The sequence below is a fragment of the Methylococcus geothermalis genome (assembly GCF_012769535.1).
Classification (GTDB): domain Bacteria; phylum Pseudomonadota; class Gammaproteobacteria; order Methylococcales; family Methylococcaceae; genus Methylococcus; species Methylococcus geothermalis.
This window is the reverse complement of the sequence record NZ_CP046565.1, coordinates 1856587-1882122: the sequence shown is the minus strand read 5'-3', so window position 1 is coordinate 1882122 and position 25536 is coordinate 1856587. Positions and strand designations below refer to the sequence as shown.

Sequence of the window (25536 nt, the reverse complement as noted above, 5' to 3'; positions counted from 1 at the left end):
GAGTTTGTCAAGAGGCTGCATGGTAAGGGCCTGTTCCTGACAACGTGGTGTCAGCAATGTTCGGCTCCCCATCGAAACCGTCAGCCATCTTGCGATCCTCCCTCCCCCAGGTACGTTGAGAATGTCGACCCCACCGAAATGCTGTAACAGATCGTTAATCAGACTGTTTCACAGTTGACATTATTGCGGACCTACAATCCTGCATCTGCCCAAAATTTTCCAGGCCCGTAATTGGCCTGCCTATATTGCCTGACGATTCGGCAGCCGAATCGGAATGAGGCTTGGGAGTGGGCGCGGATCAATAACAAATCTAGACAGAGGCAACCCATGGGCAATACCGATCGTCGTACATTCCTCAAGTTGATGGGCTCGGGCGCAATGGCTACAGCGATGCCGACCAGCATCGCCCGTGCCTTGGAGATTCCCGCCAACCATCGCACGGGCACCATCAAGGACGTAGAGCACATCGTCATCCTGACGCAGGAAAACCGCTCCTTCGATCACTATTTCGGCATGATGCGGGGCGTACGTGGCTTCAACGACCCCAGGGCGGTGATGCTCCCCAACGGCAAGGCCGTCTGGCATCAGCCCAATGGAGCGGAATATCTCCTGCCATTCCGCCCGGATGTCGAAAACGCTGGCCTGTGGTTCTCGCCGGACCCGCCCCACAGCTGGAACAACACCCATGCCGCCTGGAACTGGGGCAATCACGACCAGTGGGTGCCGAACAAGGGGGTCGCCGCCATGACCTACCTGAGCCGCAAGGACATCCCCTACCACTACGCGCTGGCGGACGCCTTTACGATCTGCGACGCCTACCATTGCTCCCTGATGGGCGGAACCGATGCCAACCGCTATTACATGTGGACCGGCTGGTGCGGCAACGACGGCCAGGGCGGCGGCCCTGTGATCTTCAACGACGAGGCCGGCTACGATTGGCACACCTATCCGGAGCGGCTGCAGGACGCCGGCATTACCTGGAAGGTCTATCAGGATATCGGCGACGGCTTGAACGCGTACAACGGCAACTGGTGGGGCTGGACCTCCGACCCGTTCATCGGCAACTACGGCGACAACTCCCTGCTGTATTTCCTCAAATACCAGAACGCCCAGCCCGGGGATCCGCTGGCGGATCGCGCCAAGACCGGAACCGAAATCAAGGCTCACGGCAAGGATCCGCTGATGCTGCTCGAGGACTTCCGCGCGGACGTCATGTCGGGCAACCTGCCTCAGGTTTCCTGGATCAGCGCGCCCGAGACCTATTGCGAGCATCCGATCTGGCCGGCCAACTGGGGGGCGTGGTACATCTCCCGGATCATGGACATTCTGGTTTCCAACCCCGAGGTGTGGAGCAAGACCGTCTTCATCATCAATTACGATGAGGAAGGCGGATACTTCGACCACATGGTTCCGCCGACCCCGCCGATGAACGACAGCCAAGGACTGTCCACCGTCGACACCGTCAATGAAATCTTTCCGGGCAACCCCGCCGATCCCAGGAATCCCCCGTCCGCCCCTTATGGCCTGGGGATGCGCGTGCCGATGCTGGTCGTTTCCCCATGGAGCAAGGGTGGCTGGGTGAACTCGGAGGTGTTCGACCACACCTCCTTGATCCGCTTCATCGAGGCGCGCTTCGCGGATGAGCATCCCGAACTGATCGAACCCAATATCACCCCCTGGCGGCGTGCGGTGGTGGGCGACCTCACCAGCGCCTTCGATTTCAAGAGGCCCAACGCCCGGAAGGTGAGGCTGCCGGCCACCAGCGCCTATCTGCCGACCGACCTGAACAAGGACTCCTATTCGAAACAGGTACCGACTCCGCCCGTCAATCAGACTCTGCCCGTCCAGGAGCCCGGCGTCCGTCGGGCGCGCGCTCTACCCTATGCACTCAATGCCCACGGAGCTCGCAGCGGCAATGCGTTCCGGATCGATTTCGATAACGTGGGCACGGCCGCCGCGGTCTTCCAGGTACGTTCGGGGAACAACCAGGAAGTGCCCAGAACCTACACCGTCGAAACCAACCAGTCGCTCTCCGACAATTGGAGCGCGTCGACCGGCTACGACTTGTCGGTTTACGGCCCGAATGGCTTCTTCCGGTCGTTCAAAGGCGGCCATAACGGCCGGGCCAATCTGGACATCAAAGCCAGCTACGACAGCGTGAGAAACGGCATCACGCTGAACATCGCCAATCTCGCAAACGGGAAGGCCAAGGTCCGCATTCTCGACAAGTACACCGGCATGGTTACAGCGCTTGAACTGCAGACCAGAGCCAGCACCTCGAGGCAGTGGTTTCTCGGTCTGTTCTCCGGGTGGTACGACCTGATCGTCACCGTCGAAGGCGACACCGGCTTCGAATATCGGCTCGCCGGCCATGTCGAAACCGGCAGGGACAGCATCAGCGACCCCATGATGGGCGGGCTGATCTAGTCCGCAGGCTGCCGGCCGAGCTTCTTCATGGGTCCCTCACAGGCCCGGTGTCAGTCCTGACGAGGACCCCGTCAAAACGGCACCGGGCTTTCGAATTCGAGCCATTCGCCGCTCACCGGATGGGCGAGTCCCAGGGTCTTGGCGTGCAGCAGCAGCCTGCCGGCCCGGGATTTCGCCGCTTCGTGCCCGTACAGCGGATCACCGAGAATGGGATGCCCCAGGGCGGCGAGATGGACCCGCAGCTGGTGGGAGCGTCCGGTGACCGGTTCGAGTTCGACGCGGGTGGCATCGGTTTCATGGCCCAGGATGCGCCAGCGGGTCAGGCTGGGTTTGCCGTACAAAGGGTCGATCTTTTGCAGTGGCCGATGGGGCCAGTCGACGACCAGGGGGAGATCGATGCGGCTCCAGCCGTTTTCGGCTTCCGGCGGCGTGCCGAGCACGCCGTGGACCACCGCTTCGTAACGCTTGACCACTTCCCGGCAGGCGAAGGCCTGGCTCAGGATGCGCTGCGCCGCCGGTCCGCGCGCCATGGCCATCAGGCCCGAAGTGGCCATGTCGAGCCGGTGCACGACGAGGGCGTCGGGAAACCTGGCCCGAGCCCGTCCGCTCAGGCAGTCCTGCTTGTCAGGGCCGCGCCCCGGTACCGAGAGCAGGCCGCTGGGTTTGGAAAGCACCAGCAATGCGGCATCGGCATGAACCAGTTCCATCGCTTCAGCAGAGGTCTTCACAAGGAATGCCGTCGCCGTCCCGGTCCAGACTCTTGACGCCGCAGCGCAGCAGGTAGAAACGCGCCTCCTCGCAGGAGGCCATCTCGGCGCAACGGCGCTTGGCACCGCATTCAGCGGTGCTTTCTGAGGGAAGGCGGCGTGATGGGGAGGCGCCTGTTTCGCCCCGATGGCGGAATCGCCAGGGTGGAACCGGGTGAGACTGCGACCACAGGCCCCGCCTTTCCTGCCGTGCACCCTCTTCGGCACGGAAATAAGCCTGATCGGCAGCGTATTGCCGGTACACCCAGGCCATGCCGCGCCGAACCTGCTCCAGGCTGGCATCGACTCCATCCGTCCACACCCGGCCCACCACCCGGCCGTAACGGTCCGCGTCCACCCGCTCCACGGTCACGGTCTTCCCCAGCAGCAGTTCGGACAGCGATTGTCTGGACGCCTGCCAGTCCGCCTGGCCGTATTCCGGCGCGTCGATCTGCGCCAACCGCACTTGAACTTCCCGCTGTCCGGCATCCACGACGGTGATGGAGTCGCCGTCCAGCACCGCCGATACCCGTCCGCTGAGGATCGAACCCGCCCGAGCTGACGCTACCCCCAGCAACAGGCAGGCGATCAGTGCCGCGGCGGAAGAACGTCGAAAGAGGCACATCACTCGACCGTGTCGCGCAGAAGCGGCGTGCGGCTGAACTGCGGAAATTCGTCCGCATGTTGCTCGATGACGCTGACGGTGATGGGCGACTGCAGGCCCTGGTCATCGTCCACGGCGATGTTGCGGAATCCCACCATGCCTTTGAGCGCATCGGCGAGAACAGGCTCGATCCAGCCGCCCTGGGCCAACGGGGCGAACACGTCCCATGCGCTCTGAGGGACACCGAGCCATTCCCGCCGGAGGGTGGAGGCCGCGCGCGGATCCCGCAGATCGACCGGGCAACCGGCGGCATCGGAGAGGGCGCCGGCCCGTTCCCACAGAACCACCGGATCGGCATACCCCGCGACCGGCACAGCCAGGTCGAGGTCGCTGTCCGGCCGCGCATCGCCGCGGATACGGCTGCCGAATGCGTCGACGGCCGGTCGCTGGGGCAGGCCCGATAGCAGGGTTCGGAGGATCGATGTGCATTGGGTGCGAGTCATTGAAGCCATTTTCCGCCAACCGCCGCCGGATCGTCCATCCTGTCGAAAAAAGGGCAGCCCAGCTCTGAGCTGAATATTCCGGTTGACATCCAAACGCTTGTTTCGTATTTTCGATTCAAACGATCGTTTTAATTGCCTGGATGAATTTCTTGAATCAGCCGGACCATCACAATTCGCGCCCCGAACGCATGCCGCCATCCGCGGGGCCGGTCCGTACGGGACAGCGCACCCGCGGCGAGGGCCCGTGCCGTGTCCGGCGCCTCTCTGCATGCCTGCTCGGCGCGGTGTTTACCGCCTGCGCGCCGGTGGGTCCGGACTACCGGCGGCCGGACACGGTGATGCCGGAGCGCTGGCAGGAAGCCCGGCCGCCGGCGGCAGCGCGGTCGGAAGCCGTTGGTGCGGACTGGTGGCAAGCCTTCGGCGACCCGGTGCTGAACCGGCTGATCCGCGAAGCCATGCTCGCCAACCTCGACCTCAAGCAGACCTACACCCGCATCCGCGCCGCCCGCGAACAGCGCATCGTCGCCATCGCGAACGGACTGCCGATCGTGTCCAACAAGGAAAGCGTGAGCCGGCGCCTCAACAACGCCGGCCAGAGCGGGGCCGGCGGGCAACCCGGCGGCGTCGGCTTCGGCAACAACATCGACATCTTCCAGCTCGGCTTCGACGTGCAATGGGAGGTCGACCTGTTCGGCGGCATCCGCCGCTCGATCGAAGCCGCCGAAGCCAACATGGAAGCCGAAGTCGAAAACAGCCGGGCCGTCCTGGTCACCCTGCTGGGCGACGTCGCCCGCGCCTACATCGAAATGCGCAGCGACCAGCGCCTGTTGGACGTCAGCCAGGCCAACCTCAAGCTCCAGCTCGAAACCGCCCGGCTCATGCGCATCCGCTACCAGGCCGGGTTGTCCGACTCGCTGGCGGCGGTCCAGGCCGAAGCCCTGGCCGCCCAGACCCAAGCCCAGCTGCCGGTGTACGAAGCCGCCCGCAAGCAGGCCCAGCACCAGCTCGAGCTGCTGCTGGGCAAACCGCCCGGCGCCCTGCGCGCCCTGCTCGACCCCGAACAGCCGGTGCCGGAGGCGCCCGACCGCATCCTGCTCGAATTGCCCTCGGAACTGCTGCGGCGCCGGCCCGACATCCGCCGGGCCGAACGCCAGCTCGCCGCCGCCACCGCCCAGGTCGGCATCGCCACCGCCGATCTCTACCCCAAGTTCAACATCGCCGCTTTCTTGGGGTTCCAGAACATGAAGATCACCGACGTCACCGCCCTCAGCAAGTCCTGGTCGGCCGCCGGTACCTTGACCACCCCGCTGTTCAACTGGGGAAAGATCCGGGCCAACATCGACGCCAAAAAGGCCCAGCAGGAACAGAGCTTCCTGGCCTATCAATCCGCCGTGCTCGGCGCCTTGAAGGACGTCGAGGATGCCCTGGTCGCCTACGCCCAGGAAAAGGCCCGCCGGGCCGCACTGGAGCAGGCGGTCGCATCCAACCGGCTGGCCCTCAAGCTGTCGAAGGAGCGCTACCGCTCCGGCCTCACCTCGTTCCTCAACGTGCTGGACTCCGAACGGGCGGTGTATTCGGCCGAGAGCGATTTGGTGCAGAGCCAGGCCAGCGTCTCGGCCGACCTGGTCTCGCTCTACAAGGCCCTCGGCGGCGGCTGGCAAGCTGCTCCGGTCGAGGCAGAGACATTCGCCGGCGGAGGGTGACATGGCCCCCTATTCAGGAGTGTTTTTTCATGAACGACAAGATCCATCCCAGATTGAGAGTCGCGCTTTATTCGCTGGTCGCGGTCGGTCTGCTCCAGCTCGACGCCTGCGGCGGCCGCGACGGCACCGGCATGCCTGGATTACCCGGGCCGAAGGTGGAGGTAAGCCAGCCGGTGCAGCGCGAAATCATCGAGACGGATGAGTACACCGGGCGTTTGCAAGCGGTGGAATCCGTGGAGGTCCGGGCCCGCGTCTCCGGATATCTCAAGCAAATTCTCTTCACGGACGGTAGCAGGGTAAAAAGGGGCGACTTGCTGTTCGTCATCGACCCGCGGCCCTATGTCGCGCAGCTCCAGCAGGCGCAGGCCGGGCTGGCCCGGGCCAAGTCGAAGCTCAAATTGGCGCAGAACGACCTCCAGCGCGCCGAAAGCCCTTTGAAAGAGCAGGCGATTTCGGAAGAGGAATACGACACTCGCCGCCAGAGCCTGATCCAGGCCATGGCCGATGTGGAATCGGCCAAGGCATCGGTCGATCTGGCCCAGCTCAACGTCGACTTCACCCAGATTCGCTCGCCCATCGACGGGCGCATTTCCCGCAAGCTCATCACCGAGGGCAACCTGGTCACTGCCGATTCCACCGTGCTGGCCGGCATCGTTTCGGTCGATCCGATGTACCTCTATTTCGACGCCGACGAGCGCTCGCTGCTTAAATACCGGCGCCTCGAAATCGACGGCAAAAGGAAAAACGCGATACCGATCGAGATGGCGCTCATGGACGAACAAGGTTTTCCCCATCACGGCTACCTCGATTACATGGATCCCCAGGTCAATGCCGACATGGGCACGGTGCGCGCCCGCGGCGTCGTCGCCAACCCCGACGGACTGCTGGAGCCCGGACTGTTCATCCGCGCCCGGGTTCCCGGCGGCAGCCGCTACCAAGGCTTGCTGATCAGCGACCGGGCGATCGCGATGGATCAGGGAAAGAAATATGTGATGGTCGTGACGGCCGACAACCGGGCGGACTACCGCCCCATCACCACCGGGCGCCTGCATGAAGGCCTGCGCATCGTGTCGGGGGGTTTGTCGCCCGAAGACTGGGTGATCGTCAACGGTCTCCAATTCGTCCGGCCCGGCGCACAGGTTGAAGCCGCGCGCACCGCCATGCCGGGCGACAGGTCTGCGACCGGAGCCGCGCAATGAACTTCGCCCATTTCTTCATCGACCGGCCGCGCTTCGCCATCGTCCTCTCCGTCATCACGGTGCTGATCGGCGGCATTTCCATGTTCGCGTTGCCGATCGCGCAGTATCCGGAAGTCGTGCCGCCCACCATCGTGGTGTCGGCTACCTATCCCGGCGCTAACCCCAAGGTGATCGCCGAGACGGTGGCCGCCCCCATCGAACAGGAGGTCAACGGTGTCGAGCACATGCTGTATATGTCTTCGCAATCGACCAGCGACGGGCAGATGCAGCTCACGATCACCTTCGAAATCGGCACCGACATGGACATCGCCCAGATGCAGGTGCAGAACCGGGTGTCCAATGCCGCGCCCAAGCTGCCGGAGGACGTCCGCAGGCAGGCCGTGACGACCAAGAAGTCTTCTCCGGACATCCTGTTGGTCATCCACCTGGTATCGCCGAACCGGCGCTACGACCAGCTTTACCTTTCCAATTACGCGCTGCTCAACATCCGCGACCAGCTCCTGCGGCTGCCGGGGGTGGGCGACGTCAGGACCTTCGGCGCCGGCGACTACAGCATGCGGGTCTGGCTGGACCCCGCCAGGATCTCGGCCCTGAATATGACCGCTGGCGACGTGGTGCGCGCCATCCGCGAACAGAACATCCAGGTCCCGGCCGGGGTGATCGGCCAGCCGCCGCTGGACGGCAGCCCCGATTTCCAGCTCAACGTCAATACCATGGGGCGGCTCACCAGCGTCGAGCAGTTCGGCGCGATCATCGTCAAGTATGGCGAAGGCGGCAGCCTGGTGCGTCTGCGCGACGTGGCCCGAATCGAGCTGGGCGCCAACCGCTATTCCATGCGCAGCCAGCTGAGCAACGAGGACGCCGTCGCCATACCGATTTCCTTGCGGCCCGGCGCCAACGCGCTCGACACGGCCAAGCAGGTCAAGGGCATGATGCAGACCCTGAAGAAGCGCTTTCCGGAAGGCGTGGACTACAGGATCGTCTACGACACCACGATCTTCGTGGAACAGTCGCTGGACGCCGTCACCCGCACGTTCTTCGAGGCGCTGGCCCTGGTCGTGTTGGTGGTGCTGGTGTTCCTGCAGACCTGGCGCGCGGCCATCATCCCGCTGCTGGCGGTGCCAGTGTCGATCGTGGGCACCTTCGCGGTCATGGCGGCGCTGGGCTATTCGCTGAACAACCTGTCGCTGTTCGGGCTGGTGCTCGCCATCGGCATCGTCGTCGACGACGCCATCGTCGTGGTGGAGAACGTCGAGCGCCACATCGGCCTCGGGCTGTCGGTCAAGGCGGCGGCGCGCCAGGCGATGCGGGAGGTGACGGGCCCGATCATCGCCATCTCGGTGGTGCTGGGGGCGGTGTTCATTCCGGCCGCCTTCGTGTCCGGCATCAACGGCCAGTTCTACCGCCAGTTCGCCGTCACCATCGCGGCATCCACTCTCATCTCCGCGTTCAACTCCATGACGCTCAGTCCCGCCCTGGCCGCGGTCCTGCTCCAGCCGCACCATGCCCGGGAGGACCGTCTGAGCCTGTGGATCGACCGGCTGTTCGGTTGGCTGTTCCGTGGATTCAACCGGGGTTTCGATGCCAGCTCGAACGGTTATGCCGGCCTGGTCAAACGGCTGCTGAGGATGTCCGGCGTGGTGCTGGCGCTGTACGCGGGGCTGCTCGCCTTTACCGGGTTCGAATTTCAGCGGGTACCGAGCGGATTCATTCCGCTGCAGGACAAGGGCTATCTGGTGGTGTTCGCGCAATTGCCGGAAGCCGCCTCCCTGGAGCGTACCGATGCCGTGCTGCATAGGGCCTCGGAAATCATCCTGGCCCAGCCGGGCGTGCAGGGGACAGTGGCGTTTCCGGGCTTCTCGGTCGTCAGTGGCGCCAACACCTCCAATGCCGGCACCATCTTCGTGCCCCTGAAGCCGTTCGAGGAGCGGGTGGCTAAAGGCCTGTCGGCCCAACGCATATTGGGCGAACTGCAGCCCAAACTCGGCGGCGTGAAGGATGCCTTCATCGGCATATTCCCGCCGCCGCCGATCCTAGGCCTGGGCAGTCTCGGCGGTTTCAAGCTGCAGATCCAGGACCGCGGCAACGAGGGCTTCGATGCGCTGGACGGCGCGCTGCAAGCCGTCCTCAACGCGGGCCGGCAGACGCCTGGATTGATGGGGCTGTTCACCAGCTTCCAGAACGACGTGCCGCAGCTCTATGCCGATATCGACCGGGTCAAGGCCAAATCCCAGGGCATCCCGCTGTCGGAGATCTTCGACACCATGCAGATCTATCTCGGCTCGCTGTACGTCAACGACCTGAACCTGTTCGGACGCACCTTCCAGGTGACAGCCCAAGCCGACGGCGAATACCGGCGCGAGCCCGAGGACATCGGCCGGCTCAAGACCCGCAACGCCGCCGGCGACATGGTGCCGCTGGAGGCGCTGATGGCGGTGAGGGAGATCAGCGGGCCGGACCGGGTGCTCCGCTACAACATGTACCCCGCAGCGGAGATCAACGGCTCTCCCGCGGCCGGCGTCAGCTCGGGGCAGGCGGTGGCCTTGATGGAGGAGCTGGTGCGCAGGACCATCCCGCTGTCCATGGATTTCGAATGGACCGAGTTGACGTACCAGCAAATCCTGGCGGGCGATACCGCGGCCTATGTGTTCGCCCTGTCCAGCCTGCTGGTATTCCTGGTCCTGGTAGCCTTGTACGAGAGCTGGATCCTGCCTCTGGCCATCGTGCTCATCGTGCCCATGACCCTGATGTGCGCGCTGGGAGGGGTATGGCTGCGCAGCGGCGACAACAACATCTTCACCCAGATCGCCCTGCTCGTGCTGGTCGGGCTTGCAGCCAAGAACGCCATCCTGATCGTCGAATTCGCCAAGGCCCGGCGCGAAGAGGGGGTGGACGCACTGGCGGCGGCTCTCGAAGCGTGCAGGCTCAGGTTCCGCCCGATCCTCATGACCTCGTTCGCGTTTATCATGGGCGTTTTGCCGCTCATGTTCGCGACCGGGGCGGGGGCAGAGATGCGGCAAGCCCTCGGGGTGCCGGTCTTCTTCGGCATGCTCGGCGTTACCGTGTTCGGCCTGCTGTTCACGCCGGTGTTTTACTATGTCCTGCAAAGGATCGCCGACCGGAGCCACGGCCGCGCCGCGCAAGCGGTCGGCGGCGAGGACTGAGGTCCGCGTCGCCCGCTTGAACAACGCGGCTGGAACCCCAATAAAATCATCATATGAATACACTGAACGAGGCGCCTTGCCACGACCCGACCCGCGAACGGCTGCTGCAAGCCGCGCTCGACGTGTTTGCCGACAAAGGATTTCGCGACGCAACGGTGCGGGAGATCTGCGCCAGAGCGGAGGTGAATACCGCTTCCGTGAATTACTACTTCCGCAGCAAGGAGGCGCTCTATTCCGAGGTCTTGGGCTTCGCCTTCCGGGAGGCGCACGAACGCTATCCCGACACGCTGGCCAGCGATCCGGGCCTCCCGCCCGAAACGCGGCTGCGCCATTTCATCGCCAATTTCCTGGCCCGTTTATTGGACGAGACCCATCTCGGCCGCCACGGAAAACTGATCGCGCGCGAGATCGCAGATCCCACGGCGGCACTCGATCAGGTCATCGAGACCACGATGAAGCCGCATTGCTCGATTCTGCACGAGATCGTCGCCGCACTGATCGGCCCAGGCTACAGCGAAGCAGACAGGCACCGGCTGGGCCTGAGCGTCGTCGGGCAGTGCCTGATGTACCGGCACTCCCGCTCGCTGATCGACCGGGTCTACCCGGAGATCATCGCCACGCCGGAAGAAATCGAAATGACCGCCGAGCACATCGCCCGCTTTTCGATTGCGGCTTTGAAACACCTGCGATCCGCGCCATGAACCGCATCCCCCGGAAAATGCTCGGGGGCGATCGCGGATGGATCGGCCGGGCCGCTGGTGCGAGCTCCGCCTCGCCGGTTAAGCCAGTTTTAAGTTTCCTGCCCTATCGTGACCACCAAGCAGCGAGTTGTCGCTGATTCGTGAGGAAAAACCTGCCATGCAAAAGAACGTTCTGCGTCCCACCTTGATTGCCGCGTCCGTTATTGCCGCCCTGGGCGCCGGCTATGCCCGTTACGGAGATTACACCCTGGTCCCGAAGTCGTCCCAGGTCCAGCCGATGGCCCAGGCGACTCAGCAGCCGGCGATGCCGCCTGCGGCCTCCGCCGCCCTGCCCCTGCCCAATTTCGCCGCCATCGTTCAGCGCAACGGACCGGCAGTGGTGAACATCAGCGTGAGCGGGACCACCCGAGTCAACATGCCGGATGCGCCCCCGTTCGACCCGAACGATCCCTTCAGCGAGTTTTTCCGGCGGTTCCAGCCGCAGATTCCCCGTGGGGAGGGTGCTCCCACGCATGGACTGGGCTCGGGCTTCATCATCCGTCCAAACGGCCTGATCCTGACCAATGCCCATGTGGTGGACGGCGCCCAGGAAGTCACGGTCAAACTGACCGACCGCCGTGAATACAAGGCCAAGATCGTCGGCGTGGACAAGCCGACCGACGTCGCGGTGCTCAAGATCGAGGCCGACAACCTGCCCGTGGTGCCGCTGGGACAGCCGGCGCAGTCCGGCCCCGGCGACTGGGTGGTGGCGATCGGCTCGCCGTTCGGCTTCGAGAACAGCGTGACCGCCGGCATCATTTCCGCGAAATCGCGCAGCCTGCCCGAGGAGACCTATGTGCCGTTCATCCAGACCGACGTCGCGGTGAATCCCGGCAACTCCGGCGGCCCGCTGTTCAACCTGAACGGCGAAGTCATCGGCATCAATTCGCAGATCTATAGCCGCACCGGCGGCTACCAGGGCCTGTCGTTCGCCATCCCCATCGACGTGGCACTGAAGGTGGAAAAGCAGCTGCTGGCGGACGGCAAGGTCAGCCGCGGGCGGCTGGGCGTCGGCATCCAGGAATTGAACCAGTCGCTGGCCGAATCCTTCGGCCTGGAACGGCCCACGGGCGCCCTGGTCGATTCGGTGCCGAACGACGGACCGGCAGCCAAGGCCGGTATCAAGCCGGGCGACGTCATCCTGAGCCTGAATGGCCAGCCGATCGAGAACGCCGGCCAGTTGCCTCCCCTGGTCGCGGACATCAAGCCCGGCAGCGAGGCCAAGCTGGGCATCTGGCGCAACGGCAGGCGCGATGAGGTGACGGTCCAGCTCGGCGAAATGCCGGACACCCAGCAGGCCGCCGTGACCAGCAACGGCCTGGCCAAGGGCTGGCTGGGACTGGCGGTGCGCCCGCTGTCGCCGGAAGAACAGCGGGCGGCGGACGTCAGCGGCGGCGTGCTGGTCGAGGCGATCACGGGGCCGGCCGAACGCGCCGGCATCCGGCCGGGCGACGTGGTACTGGCGCTCAATGGCCATCCGGTGGCCAATCCCGGTGAATTGCGCGAACTGGCGGACCGGGTGGACAAACATGCGGCCCTGCTGGTGCAGCGCGGCGGTATGAGGATTTTCGTGCCGCTGGATTTAGGCTGAATCCGAAGCGGTGTATATTGACGGGCAGTTGAACCGGCTCCGAGGATTCTAGCCGACCATGTTGCGAATCGAACCGACCGCGGCTCCGGTCCGCGGGCTTTAGGAGGCGGCCATGTGTCTCGCCGTCCCGATGCAGATCACCCGGCTCGACGGCTTTTCCGCGCGCTGCACGGCGCGCGGCGTCGAGCGGGACGTCAGTCTGTTCATGCTGCAGGACGAAGGCATGGTCCCGGGCGACTTCGTGCTGGTCCATGTCGGCTACGCCATCCAGAAGATCAGCCGGGAGGATGCCGAGGCGACCTGGGAGCTGTTCGACCAGATCCTCGCCGCGGGCGATGCCGATGCATGAGCTGTCGGTCTGCATGGAGCTGATCGACCAGGTCGAAGCCATCGCCCGCAGCCACGATGCCGAGCGGGTGGACACCATCGTCCTGCGGATCGGATCGCTCTCCGGCGTCGAACCCGGCCTCCTGGAAAGCGCCTTCGAAATGGCGCGGCTGGGCACGGTCGCCGAGCATGCGCGCCTGCGCACCGAGCGGATCGAGCCCCGCATCCGCTGCCGGGCCTGCGGCCTGGAGGCGGAGGCCGGGCCGAGCGACCTGCGCTGTCCGGCCTGCTTCGGCACCGACACGGCGCTGATCACCGGCGACGAAATGATCCTGGCCCGGGTCGAACTGCTGCAGGCCGCAGACTGAATCCGCTTTTCGAGACTGTATGAGGTAAGCCCACCATGTGCGACACCTGCGGCTGCAACATCACCGACGGCAACCGCCATCTGCTGCGCGCCGACGGCTCGCACCGGAAGCTCACGGCGGTCAGCGTTCTGAACAAGCTGCTCCAGCACAACGACGCCCAGGCCGAGGCGAACCGGGCCCTGTTCGACCGGCACGGCGTACTGGTCATCAATCTGATGTCCTCGCCCGGTTCCGGCAAGACTTCCTTGCTGGAAGCGACCATCAAGGCGCTGGACGGCGCGTTGCGCATCGCCGTCATCGAAGGCGACCTGGAAACCGAAAACGACGCGGCGCGCATCCGCGCCCTGGGCGTCGAGGCGCACCAGATCACCACCGGCACGGCCTGCCATCTCGACGCGCATCTGGTCGCCAAGGTATTGCCCAAGCTCGATTTGGAGAACATCGATGTCCTGTTCATCGAGAACGTCGGCAACCTGGTCTGCCCCGCGAGTTTCGACCTGGGCCACCATCTCAACCTGACCCTGCTTTCCGTCACCGAAGGCGACGACAAGCCGGCCAAATACCCGGTGATGTTCCGGGCGGCCGACGCCATGCTCATCAGCAAGACCGATCTCCTGGCAGTGCTCGACGAATTCTCCCCGGAACGGGCGGAAGCCTGCCTGCGCAAGCTGGCCTCGAATGCTCAGGTGCTGCGCGTCTCCAGCAAGACCGGCGAAGGCATGCGGGAATGGCTGGATTGGCTGAACCGTCGGCTGGAGCACTACCGGAACCTGCGGCGCGAAAACCGCAGCCTGAGCCCGGCGGTGCAGTCCGAAGGCCGGAGGCTGCATGGCCTCGCCAGGCCGGACGTCCGTTTCAAGCCCGAAACGGCCTGAAGCAGCCAGGCGATGAGCGACCCACGGCTTTGGCTGGAGCGGATCAGGGAGCTGCCGATTCCGGACGGGATCCGCATCATGAACGTCTGCGGCGGGCACGAGCGCTCGATCAGCATGGCGGGACTTCGTACCGCGCTGCCGCAGGCCATCCGCCTGATTCCGGGCCCCGGCTGCCCGGTCTGCATCTGCCCGGAAGAGGACATCTACCAGGCCATCCAGCTCGGCCTCAACGGCGATGCCATCGTCGCCACCTTCGGTGACATGCTGCGGGTGCCGGTCAATCTCGGACGCCAGGCCGTACGTTCGCTGGATCAGGCCAAGGCGGCGGGCGCCGACATCCGGCCCATCGCGTCGCCCATCGAGGCGCGGATCATCGCCGAAAAGGCGGCCGGCAAGCCGGTGGTACTGTTCGCGGTCGGCTTCGAGACCACCATGGCGCCGGTCGCTGCCCTGATGGCGGAAGGCCTGCCCGACAACCTCTACATCCTGTGCAGCGGCCGGCTGACCTGGCCGGCGGTCAAGCTGCTGCTCGATTCCGACGAATGCGTGCTGGACGCCCTGGTCGCGCCCGGCCACGTGGCCACGGTGATGGGTCCGGAGGAGTGGGCCTTCGTCGCCGACGACTACCGCTTGCCGGTGGCGATCGCCGGCTTCACCCCCGCCAGCCTGCTCCAGGCCGTGCATTCGACGATCGTCCAGTGGCTGGAGGAAACGCCGCGGCTGGCTAACTGCTATCTGGAGGCGGTGAAGCCGGGGGGCAATCCGAAGGCTCGGGCATTCCTGGACCGCGGCTTCGACGTCACCACCGGCAACTGGCGCGGCATCGGGCCGATCGCGGATTCGGCCTACGCGCTGAAGCCGGAATTCGCCGCCCACGACGCCCGCCTGCATTTTCCGGACTACAACGCGGGGGACCGCAGCCGCGCCGGCGAAATGCCCGCCGGCTGTGACTGTGCCCGCGTCGTGCTCGGCAAGATTCAGCCGGACGAGTGCCGCATCTACGGCAAGCCCTGCACCCCCCGCAGCCCGGTCGGTCCCTGCATGGTCTCCGACGAAGGCGCCTGCCGCATCTGGTGGGCGGCCGGCGTGCGCAAGGACGCGGCTCCCGCCTGAAGCTTCGCGATGCGGACCGCCCAGCGCGTCGAGGTCCGCGGCCGTGTGCAGGGCGTGGGGTTCCGCCCCTTCGTCTGCCGGCTCGCCCGCGAATTCGACCTCGATGGCTGGGTGAGGAATCGCGGCGGCAGCGTCGAGATCCACGCCGAGGGCGAGCCCGCCGCGATCGAGCGGTTCATCGAGGCGCTGGTCTCCCGTGCCCCGCCGCTGGCCGATCCGCAGCCGGCCGTTCGCCGGCCCGCCGAATTCCGGGGCTGCGCCGGGTTCGACATCCTGCACAGCGATTCCGGGACCGAAACGCCCATCCACGTACCGCCGGACCACTTCGTCTGCCCCGATTGTCTGGACGAAATGCGCGATCCGGCCTCCCGCCGCTACCGCTACCCCTTCATCAACTGTACCCAGTGCGGGCCGCGCTACACCCTCATCGACCGGCTGCCCTACGACCGCCCGAACACCGCGATGGCGGATTTCCCGCTGTGCGAAGACTGCCGGCGCGAGTACGAAGACATCCACGACCGGCGCTACCACGCCCAGCCGCTGGCGTGTCCCCGGTGCGGACCGGTGCTGGAATTTCGCGAGCCGTCCGCATGCGTCGCTATACCGGGCAACGAACCGGCGCTCTCGGGCTGCATCGAAGCCCTGCGGCGAGGCCGGATCGTCGCCGTCAAGGGCATCGGCGGCTACCACCTCCTCTGCGACGCCCGTTCGGATGCCGCCGTCGGGCGCCTGCGCGAACGCAAGCGCCGCCCGGACAAACCTCTCGCGGTGCTGATCCCGTGGTTCGAGGACGAGGGGCTCGACTGGCTGGCATGCCTGGCCGAGCCGAGCCCCGAAGAGCGCGATCTGCTGGCATCCCCGCTCCGGCCCATCGTCATCGTCAAACGCTCCGCCGACAGCGACCTGTCCGGCCTCATCGCGCCGGGCCTGGACGAAATCGGCCTGATGTTCCCTTATAGCCCGCTGCATCACCTGCTGGCGGGGGACTATGGCGCGCCGCTGGTCGCCACCTCGGCCAACCTCAGCGGCGAGCCGGTGCTGACCGATGGCGCGGAAGTCGAGCGCCGGCTGGCTCACGTCGCCGACGCCTTCCTGCATCACGACCGGCCCATTCGGCGGCCCGCCGACGACTCGGTCTACCGGCGCAGCGCGGGGACTATGCGGCCCTTTCGGCTCGGCCGGGGCTCAGCACCACTGGAGCTCGCGCTGCCGCACCCCGTCAGCGTGCCAACGCTGGCGCTCGGAGCCGATCTCAAGAACACCGTCGCCCTGGCCGTCGAAGACCGCGTGGTCGTCTCGCCCCACCTCGGCAATCTCGGCGCGCCGCGCAGCCTCGACGTCTTCGAGCAACTGATTCGGGAACTGTCCGGGTTGTACGGAATCGAGCCGAAGCGGGTGGTCTGCGATGCCCACCCCGACTATTTTTCCGGCCGCTGGGCCCGGACCTGCGGGCTGCCAGTCCACCGCGTCCTCCACCACCACGCCCACGCCTCGGCGCTTTGCGGCGAGTTCACGCCGGACGGCCCCATCCTGGTCTTCGCCTGGGACGGCACCGGCTTCGGCGGCGACGGCACCCTGTGGGGCGGCGAAGCCCTCCTCGGTCGGCCCGGCGGCTGGCGGCGGGTGGGCAGCCTGCGTCCGTTCCGCCTCATCGGCGGCGAAAAGGCCAGCGCCGAACCCTGGCGCTGCGCGCTGGCGGCCTGCTGGGAAGCGGGGCTGGCATGGTCCGGCTGCCCGGTGGACGCCGCCCCGTTCCGGCACGCCTGGGAACGCGGGATCAACAGTCCCTACACGACCTCTGCCGGACGGCTGTTCGACGCCGCCGCCGCTCTGCTCGGCGTCGCGCTCGATCAAAGCCACGAAGGCCAGGCCGGCATGCGGCTGGAAGCGCTGGCCGGCGACACCGGGGATTTCCTCGAACTGCCGCTGCGGCGGGAGAACGGGTTGTACCGCGTCGACTGGACACCCCTGCTCCCCGCTTTGATGAACGGGAGCCGACCGGCCGCCGACCGCAGCGCGCTGCTCCATGCCAGCCTCGCCCAGGCCGTTCTGGCCCAGGCCCGGGCGGTCCGCGGCGAATCGGGCGTAAACCTGGCCGGCCTCACCGGTGGCGTGTTCCAGAACCGCGTTCTCGCCGAACATGCTGCGCGCCTGCTGCGGACCGACGGGTTCGAAGTCGTCCTGCCCGCCAGCCTTCCTGTCAACGACGCCGCGATCAGCTACGGCCAGATCGTCGAAACTGCCCACGCCGGCCCATCAATTCAATGAGACGTGAAGGGGGCAGGCACGGGCCGAGTTGCGTTATGCTTGCCCGGTTTACGGCCACCCGATGGTTTCGATGCGCTCCATGCAGACCCCTCCTTCCCTTTCCCGTCCTTCCCGCCTCGAACGCGACCTCGACCGGCGCCGCATCGGCGGCGTGTGCGCGGGGATCGCACGCTATTTCGGGCTGGAGGTGTCCCTGGTCCGCCTGATCTTCCTAGTCTCGATTTTCTTCAGCTTCAGCTTTACCTTCTGGCTCTACCTGGTGCTCTGGCTGGTGTTGCCGGCGCGGGGGACGGAGCTGTCCTGGCGGCTGCGGAGAAAGGCGCGGCGGCTGGCGCGGCTGTTCGATGGCGCCCGTGCCCGGGCAAGGCATCCGGCGCTACAGGCCAAACTTTCCGACACCGAAGCCCTGGTGCAGTCGTTGCTTCCCCAGCTCGACCTCCCCCGCTCACGGCAGCCACAGGCGCTGATTGCGGTGCGCAAGGCGGCGCTGGAAGAGCTGCCCGCTCTTTTGAGCCATTATCTGGAGCTTCCCGAGCACGATGCCGCGAGCCACCGCCTGGACGACGGCAGGACGCCCGAGCAGCAACTCGTCGCGGAGCTCGATACGCTGGGACAGAGCCTGCGGCAGGTCGCACTGGAGACCTATAGCGAGCGCTTCGCCCGAACCGCCGGCAACCTGGACGAACTTCGGGAACGGTTCGACGGCGACCCGGTGGCGGCGGTCCGGGTCCGGCTGGAGACGTTGCGGAACCGGGTGGCCGGACGGGTCGACCCCGAAGCGGAAGCTCGCATCGCCAGCATCGCGGAATCCCTGCTCGGTGCGCTGGACCGCCTGTTGCGCACGGCCCATGAGTCCGACCCCATGCTCTACGACGTCCGCCGCATCGCCCTGGAGTATCTGCCAGACGCCGTGGAGCACTATCTCGCGCTGCCCGCCGATCTGGCCCGCAGCGAGCCGCTGCTGCACGGGAAGACAGCGCAAGCCGTGCTGCACGAGCAGCTCGACGTACTGGACCAGTCCCTGCGCCAGATGCTGCACGGCCTGTACCGGGACGACGCCCAGGCTATGGCGGTGCATGCCCGGTTCTTGAAGGAAAAGTTCGCCCGCTCGCCGGCCGAATGGAGTGCCTGATGGCGACACACGGCCTGCGCGGCGGCATGGGTGCGCCGTTGGCGCTGTTGGCGCTGCTTGCTTTGGCCATGCCCGCGGTACCGGGAAGCAATGCGCAGGTGGAAGCCTCCCCGTCTCCGGCCGCGATGCCGGCCCCCGCGGAGCTGCGTCCGGAAATCCAGCGCAAATTGGAAGACGCGACCGTCCTGCGCGACCAATTGGCGGGCGAGGAAAACGCACGGGAATTTACGCCCGAGGATAAGGCCCTCGCCCTCCGCCAGTCCGACCTCCTGGTCTACATCTATCAAGCCGAATTGGAGACCCTGTCGGAACAGGAAGCGGCGATCCGGACACGCGATGAAGCCGAAGCCAGGGAAGCGGCCTGGTCGGGTTTCGATCAGCCGCCGCCCTATTCGGTGCTGCTGCTGGACGATCTGCAGGATGCGCTCGACGCCGCCCGAACCAAAACCGCGGCCTTCGAATCGGCCCAGGTCCAGCTCCAGCGCGACGCCCTCCGGTTCGAGGCCGATGCCAAGCAAGAAAAAGCCGCCGCGCGGTTGGCCGCCGAGACCGCCGAACGGGCTCGAACCCCGGAGGACGCTGCCAAGGCGAAATCGAACCAAGCACTGGCCCAATTGCGCGAACGGGTGACGGACAACCGCTTGGCCTGGACCGGGCTGGAACTCACCCTCGCCAAGACCCGCCTCGAGACCTCGAAATCGGAGGCCGCGTTGCTCCAGAGGCAGATCGCCAAGGCCAGGGGCCATAGCTCGTTTACCCTCCGGGACCTGGAAAGCGTGCAGGAACGCCTGCGGCAATATCAGCAACCCCTGGAGCGGGAGCAGCAAAGCGTCCTGGCCGACCACGACCGCTGGAGCAAGGAACGCGAAGCAGCCGCACGCGCGCTCCAGCAAGCCAAGGCCGGTGCGGACGTGGCCAAGCCAACGCCGGACCTCGATGCGCTTGCGGCGCGCCTGAGAGCGGCCGACGCCTGGCTGCAAACCCTTCGGTTCCGCAGCTATGCCGTGAACACGACGGGGGCGATCAACCGCTATTTGTCCGACCTCTGGAACCAGCGCTATATCCTGGTGACCGGCGCCGACCCGGAAGCCCGGCGCCGGGCGCTCGACCTCATCGGCCAGAGCATCGAACGGCTGCAGCCTGTATTGCCCTACCTCGCCGGCGAATCGGATCTGGCGTACGCCGAGGAACGCGCCCAAGCCGCGCGATTGGCCAAGTTGCAAGGCAACACCGACGGGGTGCGGGGCTACGAACAATCGGCGGCCGACGCATACCGCGCCCGCCAGGAAGCCAACCAAAAATTGCGGCTCTTCGTGGACCGGACCGAACGCATGCTCCGGCGCTGGCGGGACGAACACAAGGTTCAGCTCAGCACCCTTGGCATGGAACAGCGGCTGGGCGAACTTCTCGCCACCGTCAGCGGCATCGGCAAATCGATCTGGCAATTTGAGCTGTTCGCCGTCGACGACAGCATCGAAATCGAAGGCAAGCCGGTTGCCATCAGCCGCAGCGTGACTTTCGGCAAGAGCGTCGGCGCGGTGCTGCTGTTCCTGCTCGGCTATTGGCTGTCCGGGGTGGTCACCCAGCGGGTCAAGCGCGCCCTGATCTCGCGTTTCGGCATCGATCCGCCCCAGGCCAATTTGTTCCGCCGCTGGTTGCGCGCCGTTTTCATCCTGGTCCTGCTGCTGATCGTCCTCGACTTCATGAGCATCCCGCTCACCGCCTTCGCCTTCCTCGGCGGCGCTCTCGCCATCGGCATGGGCTTCGGCACCCAGACCCTGCTGAAAAATTTCATGAGCGGCGCCCTGATCCTGTTCGAACACAAGATCAAGGTCGGCGACATCGTGGAAGTGGACGGCATCGTCGGCACGGTGACCGACGTCGACGTTCGTTCGTCCACGGTGCGCGGCTTCGACGGCGTGGAAACGATGATCCCGAATTCGACCTTCCTCGAAAACAAGGTCACCAACTGGACCTATACCACGCCGAAGCTTCGGCGTTCGTTCAAGGTCGGCGTCGCCTACGGCTCGCCCTCGCGTCGGGTCTCCAACATCCTGCTCGAATGCGCAAGCCGCCACGGCCTGATTCTCGACGACCCGGCGCCGTTCGTCTGGTTCGAGGATTTCGGCGAGAGCGCGCTGATCTTCGGCATCTATTACTGGCTGGAAATGCACCCCGCCATGAGCGCCTACCAGGTTGCCAGCGACCTGCGCTTCATGATCGAGAAACGCTTCTTCGAGGAAGGCATCGCGCTGGCCTTCCCGCAGCGCGACGTCCATCTCGATACCGTCCGTCCCCTGCAGGTGGAGATGGTGCCGCGCCGGACCTGACTACAGAACGATCTCGTCTTCCTTCGCGGCGGGAAGGGCACCCGCCACTTCCGCCACCGTTTCCTCCCGCGCGCGGTCCAGATAGGTCTTCGACTTGGCGACCGCCTGGGTCAGGGCGTCCACCGTCTGCCGCAGGTTGTCCAGGGCCTGGAGCTTGTAGCCGGCAACCCTGTCCATGGTCTCGTAGATGTTCTGGAACGCGGCCTGGAGCTGTTTCAGGTCGACGGCGGTGCCGCCGGCCTGCTCATGCACCCGGCCGGCCTGCTGCTTGAGCATGGCCGAGGTGGATTCGATCAGGTTGCCGGTCGTGGCGCGCAGGGCCCCGACCTGGTCCAGCACCAGTTTCTGGTTGGCCAGGGCCTGGGCGACGATGACCGCGGTGCGCAGCGCCGAGAGGGTGGTCGTGGTCGCCCGTTCCACCCCCTTGATGAGTTCCAGGTTGTTCTTGCGGATCATGTCCATCGCGAGATAGCCCTGGATGGTCACGGCGAGCTGGGTGAGGATGTCCTGCACCTTCTGGCGCACGTAGAACTGCAGCTCCTCTCGGACCACGCGGGCCTTTTCCGGGTCCTGCGCCTCGATCTCGGCCAGCTTCCGTTCCAGCGCGGCATCGATCTTCTTGCCGACATAGGCGTACTGTTCCAGCTTCTCCATGATCTTCCAGGCCTGGAGCTTCTCCTCCTCGATCGCGGCATTGTCCTTGCGCAGCTCGTCCTGGCCGCCGTAGAGGGCCTGGATGATGCCGTTGATGTGGGCCTGGGCCGATTCGTACCGGCGGAAATAGTCGTGGATGCGGCTGCCCATCGGGATCAGCCCCAGCAGCTTGCGCGGCTCCAGCAGATTGCCCTGGCGCGAGGGGTCCAGCTCTTCCACCTTGGCGCGCAGGTCCAGCAGGGCGCGGGAAATGTCCGAGCCGCTGTCGAACACTCCGGCGCTCATGGCCCGCATGGGTTTTTCCAGCAAGCGGTTGGAAATGCGGGCGGCCGCCCGGATTTCCTCGTTCCCCAGGGTATGCGCCCCGGCCAGCCTGGCCTTGAATTCCTCGCTCTGCAGCGGATGGTCGATCACCGCGGCGATGAAATCCTCGATCTTCACGTCCAGCTTCGCCAGGGTCTCGGCTTCGAGCCGGACCATGCCGGCCGCCTGCGCCTCGTCGACCGGCTGGACCGGCTGCGGCGGACTGAGAAATTCGGGGGGCGTCAGCTCGGAATTGGCGCTCATCGGGACTCCATCGCGGGGAAAAATTCAGGAGGCGTAACTGTATCACCGGGCCGCACCGACTTGCGAACCGGCGCGGCCTGGCGCCGGTTTTCCACAGGCTATCCACACCTCGTCCACCGCTTTGGCACAAGATAATGTGCTTGACGTCATCAAAAAACACCGTCTATAGTGTTTGCACTCGCGACCACAACCCCAGGAGGTCCTATCCATGTCCAACCCAAACGCTGCGCGCCCCCTCCCCGATACCGCACTCGACGCCGCGCCCGCCGAACTCCGCAGCCTGTCTCCGGGCGAAGTCCGGGTCATCCGCCGCAACGGCAAAGTCACGGCCTTCGACGCCGCCAAGATCAGCGTCGCCATCACCAAGGCCTTCCTCGCAGTGGAAGGCGGCAACGCGGCGGCGAGCCGGCGCATTCACGAGAGCGTGGACGCCTTGACCGACCAGGTGGTCAAGGCGCTGCTGCGGCGCCTGCCGGGCGGCGGCACCATCCACATCGAGGACATCCAGGATCAGGTCGAGCTCGGCCTGATGCGTTCCGGCCACCAGAAAGTGGCCCGCGCCTACGTGCTCTACCGCGAGGAGCGCGCTCGCCTGCGCGCCGAAAAGAGCCGCGAGGAAAAAACTCAGGCCCGCGAAGATGACGTTATTCACGTCACCCTGGAAGACGGCAGCCGCAAACCGCTGGACACCGCCCGCCTCCAGCGCGTCGTGGAGGAAGCCTGCCGCGGCCTGGCCGACGTCGAGCCGCAATGGATCATCGAGGAAACCCGCCGCAACCTGTTCGACGGCGTACCCGAGAAGGACGTGGCGCCGACCCTGGTGATGACCGCCCGCACCCGCATCGAGCAGGAATCGAACTACTCCTACGTCTCCGCCCGCTTGCTGCTGGACGCGCTGCGCCGGGAAGCCCTGAGTTTCCTCGGCCACGGCGCCGTCTCCGCCACCCAGGACGAGATGAGCCAGCGCTACGGCGACTATTTCAAGGACTACATCAAACGCGGCGCCGAGTTGGAGCTGCTGTCGCCGGAGCTGACCCGTTTCGACCTGCAGCGGTTAGGGCAGGCGCTCAAGCCGGAGCGCGACCTGCAGTTCAACTATTTGGGTCTCCAGACCTTGTACGACCGCTATTTCATCCACAGCGGCGACATCCGCTTCGAGCTGCCGCAGGCTTTCTTCATGCGCGTGGCCATGGGGCTGGCCATCCAGGAGATCGACCGGGAAGATCGCGCGATCGAGTTCTATGACCTCCTGTCGTCCTTCGACTTCATGTCCTCGACGCCAACCCTGTTCAACGCCGGTACACTGCGGCCGCAGCTTTCGTCCTGCTACCTGACCACGGTGCCGGACGATCTGGACGGCATCTACAGCGCCATCAAGGACAACGCCCTGCTCTCCAAGTTCGCCGGCGGCCTCGGCAACGACTGGTCCCGGGTGCGCGGCATGGGCGCCCACATCAAGGGCACCAATGGCAAATCCCAGGGCGTGGTGCCCTTCCTCAAGGTCGCCAACGACACGGCCGTCGCCGTGAACCAGGGCGGCAAACGCAAAGGCGCGGTCTGCGCCTATCTTGAAACCTGGCACATCGACATCGAGGAATTCCTCGACCTGCGCAAGAACACCGGCGACGACCGCCGCCGTACCCACGACATGAACACCGCCAACTGGGTGCCGGACCTGTTCATGAAGCGGGTGGCGGAAGACAAGGATTGGACCCTGTTCTCACCGAACGACACCCCCGACCTGCACGACCTGACGGGACTCGCCTTCGAGCAGCGCTATCTGGACTACGAAGCCAAGGCCGACCGCGGCGAACTCAAGCTGTACAAGCGCCTGCCCGCCAGCCAGTTGTGGCGCAAGATGCTGTCCATGCTGTTCGAGACCGGCCACCCCTGGCTGGCCTTCAAAGACCCGTGCAACCTGCGCTACACGAACCAGCACGCGGGCGTGGTGCATTCATCCAACCTCTGCACCGAAATCACCCTGCACACCAACGACGGCGAAATCGCCGTGTGCAATCTGGGCTCGGTGAACCTGGCGGCGCACATCACGCCGGACGGCGCGCTGGACACCGTGAAGCTCCAGAAGACCATCGCCACCGGCATGCGCATGCTGGACAACGTCATCGACATCAACTATTACAGCGTGCCGCAGGCGCGCCGCTCCAACCTGCGTCACCGCCCGGTGGGCTTGGGGATCATGGGCTTCCAGGATGCCCTGTACCAGCTGCGGCTACCCTATGCCTCGCAGGAGGCGGTCGCATTCGCCGATCTCAGCATGGAAGCGGTCAGCTACTACGCGATCCAGGCTTCCTGCGACCTGGCCGAGGAACGGGGCCGCTACAGCACCTTCGACGGCTCGCTGTGGAGCCGGGGCATCCTGCCGATCGACTCCATCGCCCTGCTGGAAGAGGGACGCGGCGGCTATCTGCAGATGGACCGGAGCTGGACGCTGGACTGGGATGCCCTGCGCGAACGGGTGCGCACGGTCGGCATGCGCAACAGCAACACCATGGCGATCGCGCCCACCGCGACCATCTCGAACATCTGCGGCGTCTCGCAGTCCATCGAGCCGACGTACCAGAACCTGTTCGTCAAGTCGAACCTGTCGGGCGAGTTCACCGTGGTCAACCCCTATCTGGTCCAGGACCTCAAGGCGCTGGGACTGTGGGATGCGGTCATGATCAACGACCTCAAGTACTACGACGGCAGCGTGCAGAAGATCGAGCGCGTCCCCGAACCGCTGAAACAGCTCTACTCCACCGCGTTCGAGATCGACGCCCGCTGGCTGATCGAGGCGGGTTCGCGCCGGCAGAAATGGCTGGACCAGGCGCAGTCCCTGAACCTGTACCTGGCCGAGCCTTCCGGCAAGAAGCTCGACACGCTCTACAAACTGGCCTGGGTGCGCGGCCTCAAGACCACGTACTACCTGCGTTCGCTGGGCGCCACCCACGTCGAGAAGAGCACGGCCTTCGACGGCAAGCTCAATGCGGTCAAGACCGATCCGATCGACGATGCCATCCCCGGCCTGCGCCAGATGGACGCCGTTCACGCCGACACGAGGCCGGCCGAGCCCAAGGCTTGCCTGATCGACGATCCCACTTGCGAAGCGTGCCAGTAGCCGAAACGCTCATCCTTGTGCATCATGGGCCTGGCGCCCGGAAAGGCCGTCAGGCCCTGGCGGAAGGCCCCCCTGAAAATAACTGAACCACGAGAGGTAAGGAGAGT

General features: G+C 65.6%; 18 protein-coding genes. 14 read left to right on the top strand and 4 right to left on the bottom strand.

What is annotated here, in order from left to right; genetic code table 11:
* The first annotated feature begins 327 nt into the window (after positions 1–327).
* Positions 328–2427, top strand: a complete 2100-nt coding sequence (locus GNH96_RS08955) for a phosphocholine-specific phospholipase C (protein WP_169603359.1) — start codon at positions 328–330, stop codon at positions 2425–2427.
* A 71-nt stretch (positions 2428–2498) separates the two neighbouring features.
* Here the strand turns inward: GNH96_RS08955 and GNH96_RS08950 are convergent, their stop codons facing one another.
* The 3 genes from GNH96_RS08950 to GNH96_RS08940 are packed head-to-tail and all read right to left on the bottom strand — an operon-like array spanning position 2499 to position 4280.
* Entirely contained in the window at positions 2499–3155 is a 657-nt protein-coding gene (locus GNH96_RS08950) for an RluA family pseudouridine synthase (protein ID WP_228719780.1), read from the bottom strand.
* Positions 3139–3798, bottom strand: a complete 660-nt coding sequence (locus tag GNH96_RS08945) for a thermonuclease family protein (protein ID WP_169603358.1) — start codon at positions 3796–3798, stop codon at positions 3139–3141. Before GNH96_RS08945 ends, GNH96_RS08950 begins: the two co-directional genes overlap by 17 nt.
* Positions 3798–4280 (bottom strand): HepT-like ribonuclease domain-containing protein, encoded by a 483-nt coding sequence (locus tag GNH96_RS08940; RefSeq protein WP_169603357.1) that lies wholly within the window; start codon positions 4278–4280, stop codon positions 3798–3800. Before GNH96_RS08940 ends, GNH96_RS08945 begins: the two co-directional genes overlap by 1 nt.
* Before the next feature lie 149 nt (positions 4281–4429).
* Between GNH96_RS08940 and GNH96_RS08935 the strand changes: the two genes are divergently transcribed.
* From GNH96_RS08935 to GNH96_RS08880, 12 genes are all read left to right on the top strand, one after another.
* Positions 4430–5983 (top strand): efflux transporter outer membrane subunit, encoded by a 1554-nt coding sequence (locus GNH96_RS08935; RefSeq protein ID WP_407658811.1) that lies wholly within the window; start codon positions 4430–4432, stop codon positions 5981–5983.
* A 29-nt stretch (positions 5984–6012) separates the two neighbouring features.
* Positions 6013–7182, top strand: coding sequence for an efflux RND transporter periplasmic adaptor subunit (locus tag GNH96_RS08930; protein WP_169603355.1), 1170 nt, complete (start codon positions 6013–6015; stop codon positions 7180–7182).
* Positions 7179–10346 carry an efflux RND transporter permease subunit gene (locus GNH96_RS08925; protein ID WP_169603354.1) on the top strand — a complete coding sequence of 1056 codons (3168 nt, stop codon included), beginning with the start codon at positions 7179–7181 and terminating at the stop codon, positions 10344–10346. Before GNH96_RS08930 ends, GNH96_RS08925 begins: the two co-directional genes overlap by 4 nt.
* Before the next feature lie 53 nt (positions 10347–10399).
* Positions 10400–11047 (top strand): CerR family C-terminal domain-containing protein, encoded by a 648-nt coding sequence (locus GNH96_RS08920; RefSeq protein ID WP_169603353.1) that lies wholly within the window; start codon positions 10400–10402, stop codon positions 11045–11047.
* A 157-nt stretch (positions 11048–11204) separates the two neighbouring features.
* Positions 11205–12677, top strand: coding sequence for a DegQ family serine endoprotease (locus tag GNH96_RS08915; protein WP_169603352.1), 1473 nt, complete (start codon positions 11205–11207; stop codon positions 12675–12677).
* Positions 12678–12789: 112 nt separating this feature from the next.
* The gene (locus GNH96_RS08910; protein ID WP_169603351.1) at positions 12790–13026 is read left to right on the top strand and encodes a HypC/HybG/HupF family hydrogenase formation chaperone; all 237 of its coding nucleotides are present in this window, start codon (positions 12790–12792) and stop codon (positions 13024–13026) included.
* Positions 13019–13372 carry a hydrogenase maturation nickel metallochaperone HypA gene (hypA, locus tag GNH96_RS08905; RefSeq protein ID WP_169603350.1) on the top strand — a complete coding sequence of 118 codons (354 nt, stop codon included), beginning with the start codon at positions 13019–13021 and terminating at the stop codon, positions 13370–13372. The genes GNH96_RS08910 and hypA overlap by 8 nt, the downstream gene beginning before the upstream one ends.
* A 35-nt stretch (positions 13373–13407) precedes the next feature.
* Positions 13408–14247, top strand: a complete 840-nt coding sequence (gene hypB, locus GNH96_RS08900; RefSeq protein WP_169603349.1) for a hydrogenase nickel incorporation protein HypB — start codon at positions 13408–13410, stop codon at positions 14245–14247.
* 12 nt (positions 14248–14259) lie between these two features.
* Complete coding sequence (gene hypD, locus GNH96_RS08895) at positions 14260–15360, top strand: hydrogenase formation protein HypD (protein ID WP_169603348.1); 1101 nt, start codon at positions 14260–14262, stop codon at positions 15358–15360.
* A 9-nt stretch (positions 15361–15369) separates the two neighbouring features.
* Positions 15370–17628 (top strand): carbamoyltransferase HypF, encoded by a 2259-nt coding sequence (gene hypF, locus GNH96_RS08890; RefSeq protein ID WP_169603347.1) that lies wholly within the window; start codon positions 15370–15372, stop codon positions 17626–17628.
* Positions 17629–17707: 79 nt separating this feature from the next.
* Positions 17708–18760, top strand: coding sequence for a PspC domain-containing protein (locus GNH96_RS08885; RefSeq protein WP_169603346.1), 1053 nt, complete (start codon positions 17708–17710; stop codon positions 18758–18760).
* Entirely contained in the window at positions 18760–21090 is a 2331-nt protein-coding gene (locus GNH96_RS08880) for a mechanosensitive ion channel domain-containing protein (protein ID WP_228719779.1), read from the top strand. The genes GNH96_RS08885 and GNH96_RS08880 overlap by 1 nt, the downstream gene beginning before the upstream one ends.
* On the opposite strand, the gene GNH96_RS08875 is transcribed toward GNH96_RS08880, so the two are convergent.
* Positions 21091–22311 (bottom strand): toxic anion resistance protein, encoded by a 1221-nt coding sequence (locus GNH96_RS08875; RefSeq protein ID WP_169603344.1) that lies wholly within the window; start codon positions 22309–22311, stop codon positions 21091–21093.
* Positions 22312–22519: 208 nt separating this feature from the next.
* Here GNH96_RS08875 and GNH96_RS08870 point away from each other — a divergent pair, with 208 nt between their 5' ends.
* Entirely contained in the window at positions 22520–25429 is a 2910-nt protein-coding gene (locus tag GNH96_RS08870) for a ribonucleoside-diphosphate reductase subunit alpha (RefSeq protein ID WP_169603343.1), read from the top strand.
* Positions 25430–25536: the final 107 nt, after the last annotated feature.

What these genes read in the sequence shown, in the direction of transcription:
- GNH96_RS08870 (WP_169603343.1), top strand. Translation starts at nt 22,520, where the DNA reads ATGTCCAACCCAAACGCTGCGCGCCCCCTCCCCGATACCGCACTCGAC.
- GNH96_RS08930 (WP_169603355.1), top strand. Translation starts at nt 6,013, where the DNA reads ATGAACGACAAGATCCATCCCAGATTGAGAGTCGCGCTTTATTCGCTG.
- GNH96_RS08875 (WP_169603344.1), bottom strand. Translation starts at nt 22,311, where the DNA reads ATGAGCGCCAATTCCGAGCTGACGCCCCCCGAATTTCTCAGTCCGCCG.
- GNH96_RS08885 (WP_169603346.1), top strand. Translation starts at nt 17,708, where the DNA reads ATGCAGACCCCTCCTTCCCTTTCCCGTCCTTCCCGCCTCGAACGCGAC.
- GNH96_RS08940 (WP_169603357.1), bottom strand. Translation starts at nt 4,280, where the DNA reads ATGACTCGCACCCAATGCACATCGATCCTCCGAACCCTGCTATCGGGC.
- GNH96_RS08945 (WP_169603358.1), bottom strand. Translation starts at nt 3,798, where the DNA reads ATGTGCCTCTTTCGACGTTCTTCCGCCGCGGCACTGATCGCCTGCCTG.
- GNH96_RS08880 (WP_228719779.1), top strand. Translation starts at nt 18,760, where the DNA reads ATGGCGACACACGGCCTGCGCGGCGGCATGGGTGCGCCGTTGGCGCTG.
- hypB (WP_169603349.1), top strand. Translation starts at nt 13,408, where the DNA reads ATGTGCGACACCTGCGGCTGCAACATCACCGACGGCAACCGCCATCTG.
- GNH96_RS08910 (WP_169603351.1), top strand. Translation starts at nt 12,790, where the DNA reads ATGTGTCTCGCCGTCCCGATGCAGATCACCCGGCTCGACGGCTTTTCC.
- hypA (WP_169603350.1), top strand. Translation starts at nt 13,019, where the DNA reads ATGCATGAGCTGTCGGTCTGCATGGAGCTGATCGACCAGGTCGAAGCC.
- GNH96_RS08915 (WP_169603352.1), top strand. Translation starts at nt 11,205, where the DNA reads ATGCAAAAGAACGTTCTGCGTCCCACCTTGATTGCCGCGTCCGTTATT.
- GNH96_RS08925 (WP_169603354.1), top strand. Translation starts at nt 7,179, where the DNA reads ATGAACTTCGCCCATTTCTTCATCGACCGGCCGCGCTTCGCCATCGTC.
- hypF (WP_169603347.1), top strand. Translation starts at nt 15,370, where the DNA reads ATGCGGACCGCCCAGCGCGTCGAGGTCCGCGGCCGTGTGCAGGGCGTG.
- hypD (WP_169603348.1), top strand. Translation starts at nt 14,260, where the DNA reads ATGAGCGACCCACGGCTTTGGCTGGAGCGGATCAGGGAGCTGCCGATT.
- GNH96_RS08955 (WP_169603359.1), top strand. Translation starts at nt 328, where the DNA reads ATGGGCAATACCGATCGTCGTACATTCCTCAAGTTGATGGGCTCGGGC.
- GNH96_RS08920 (WP_169603353.1), top strand. Translation starts at nt 10,400, where the DNA reads ATGAATACACTGAACGAGGCGCCTTGCCACGACCCGACCCGCGAACGG.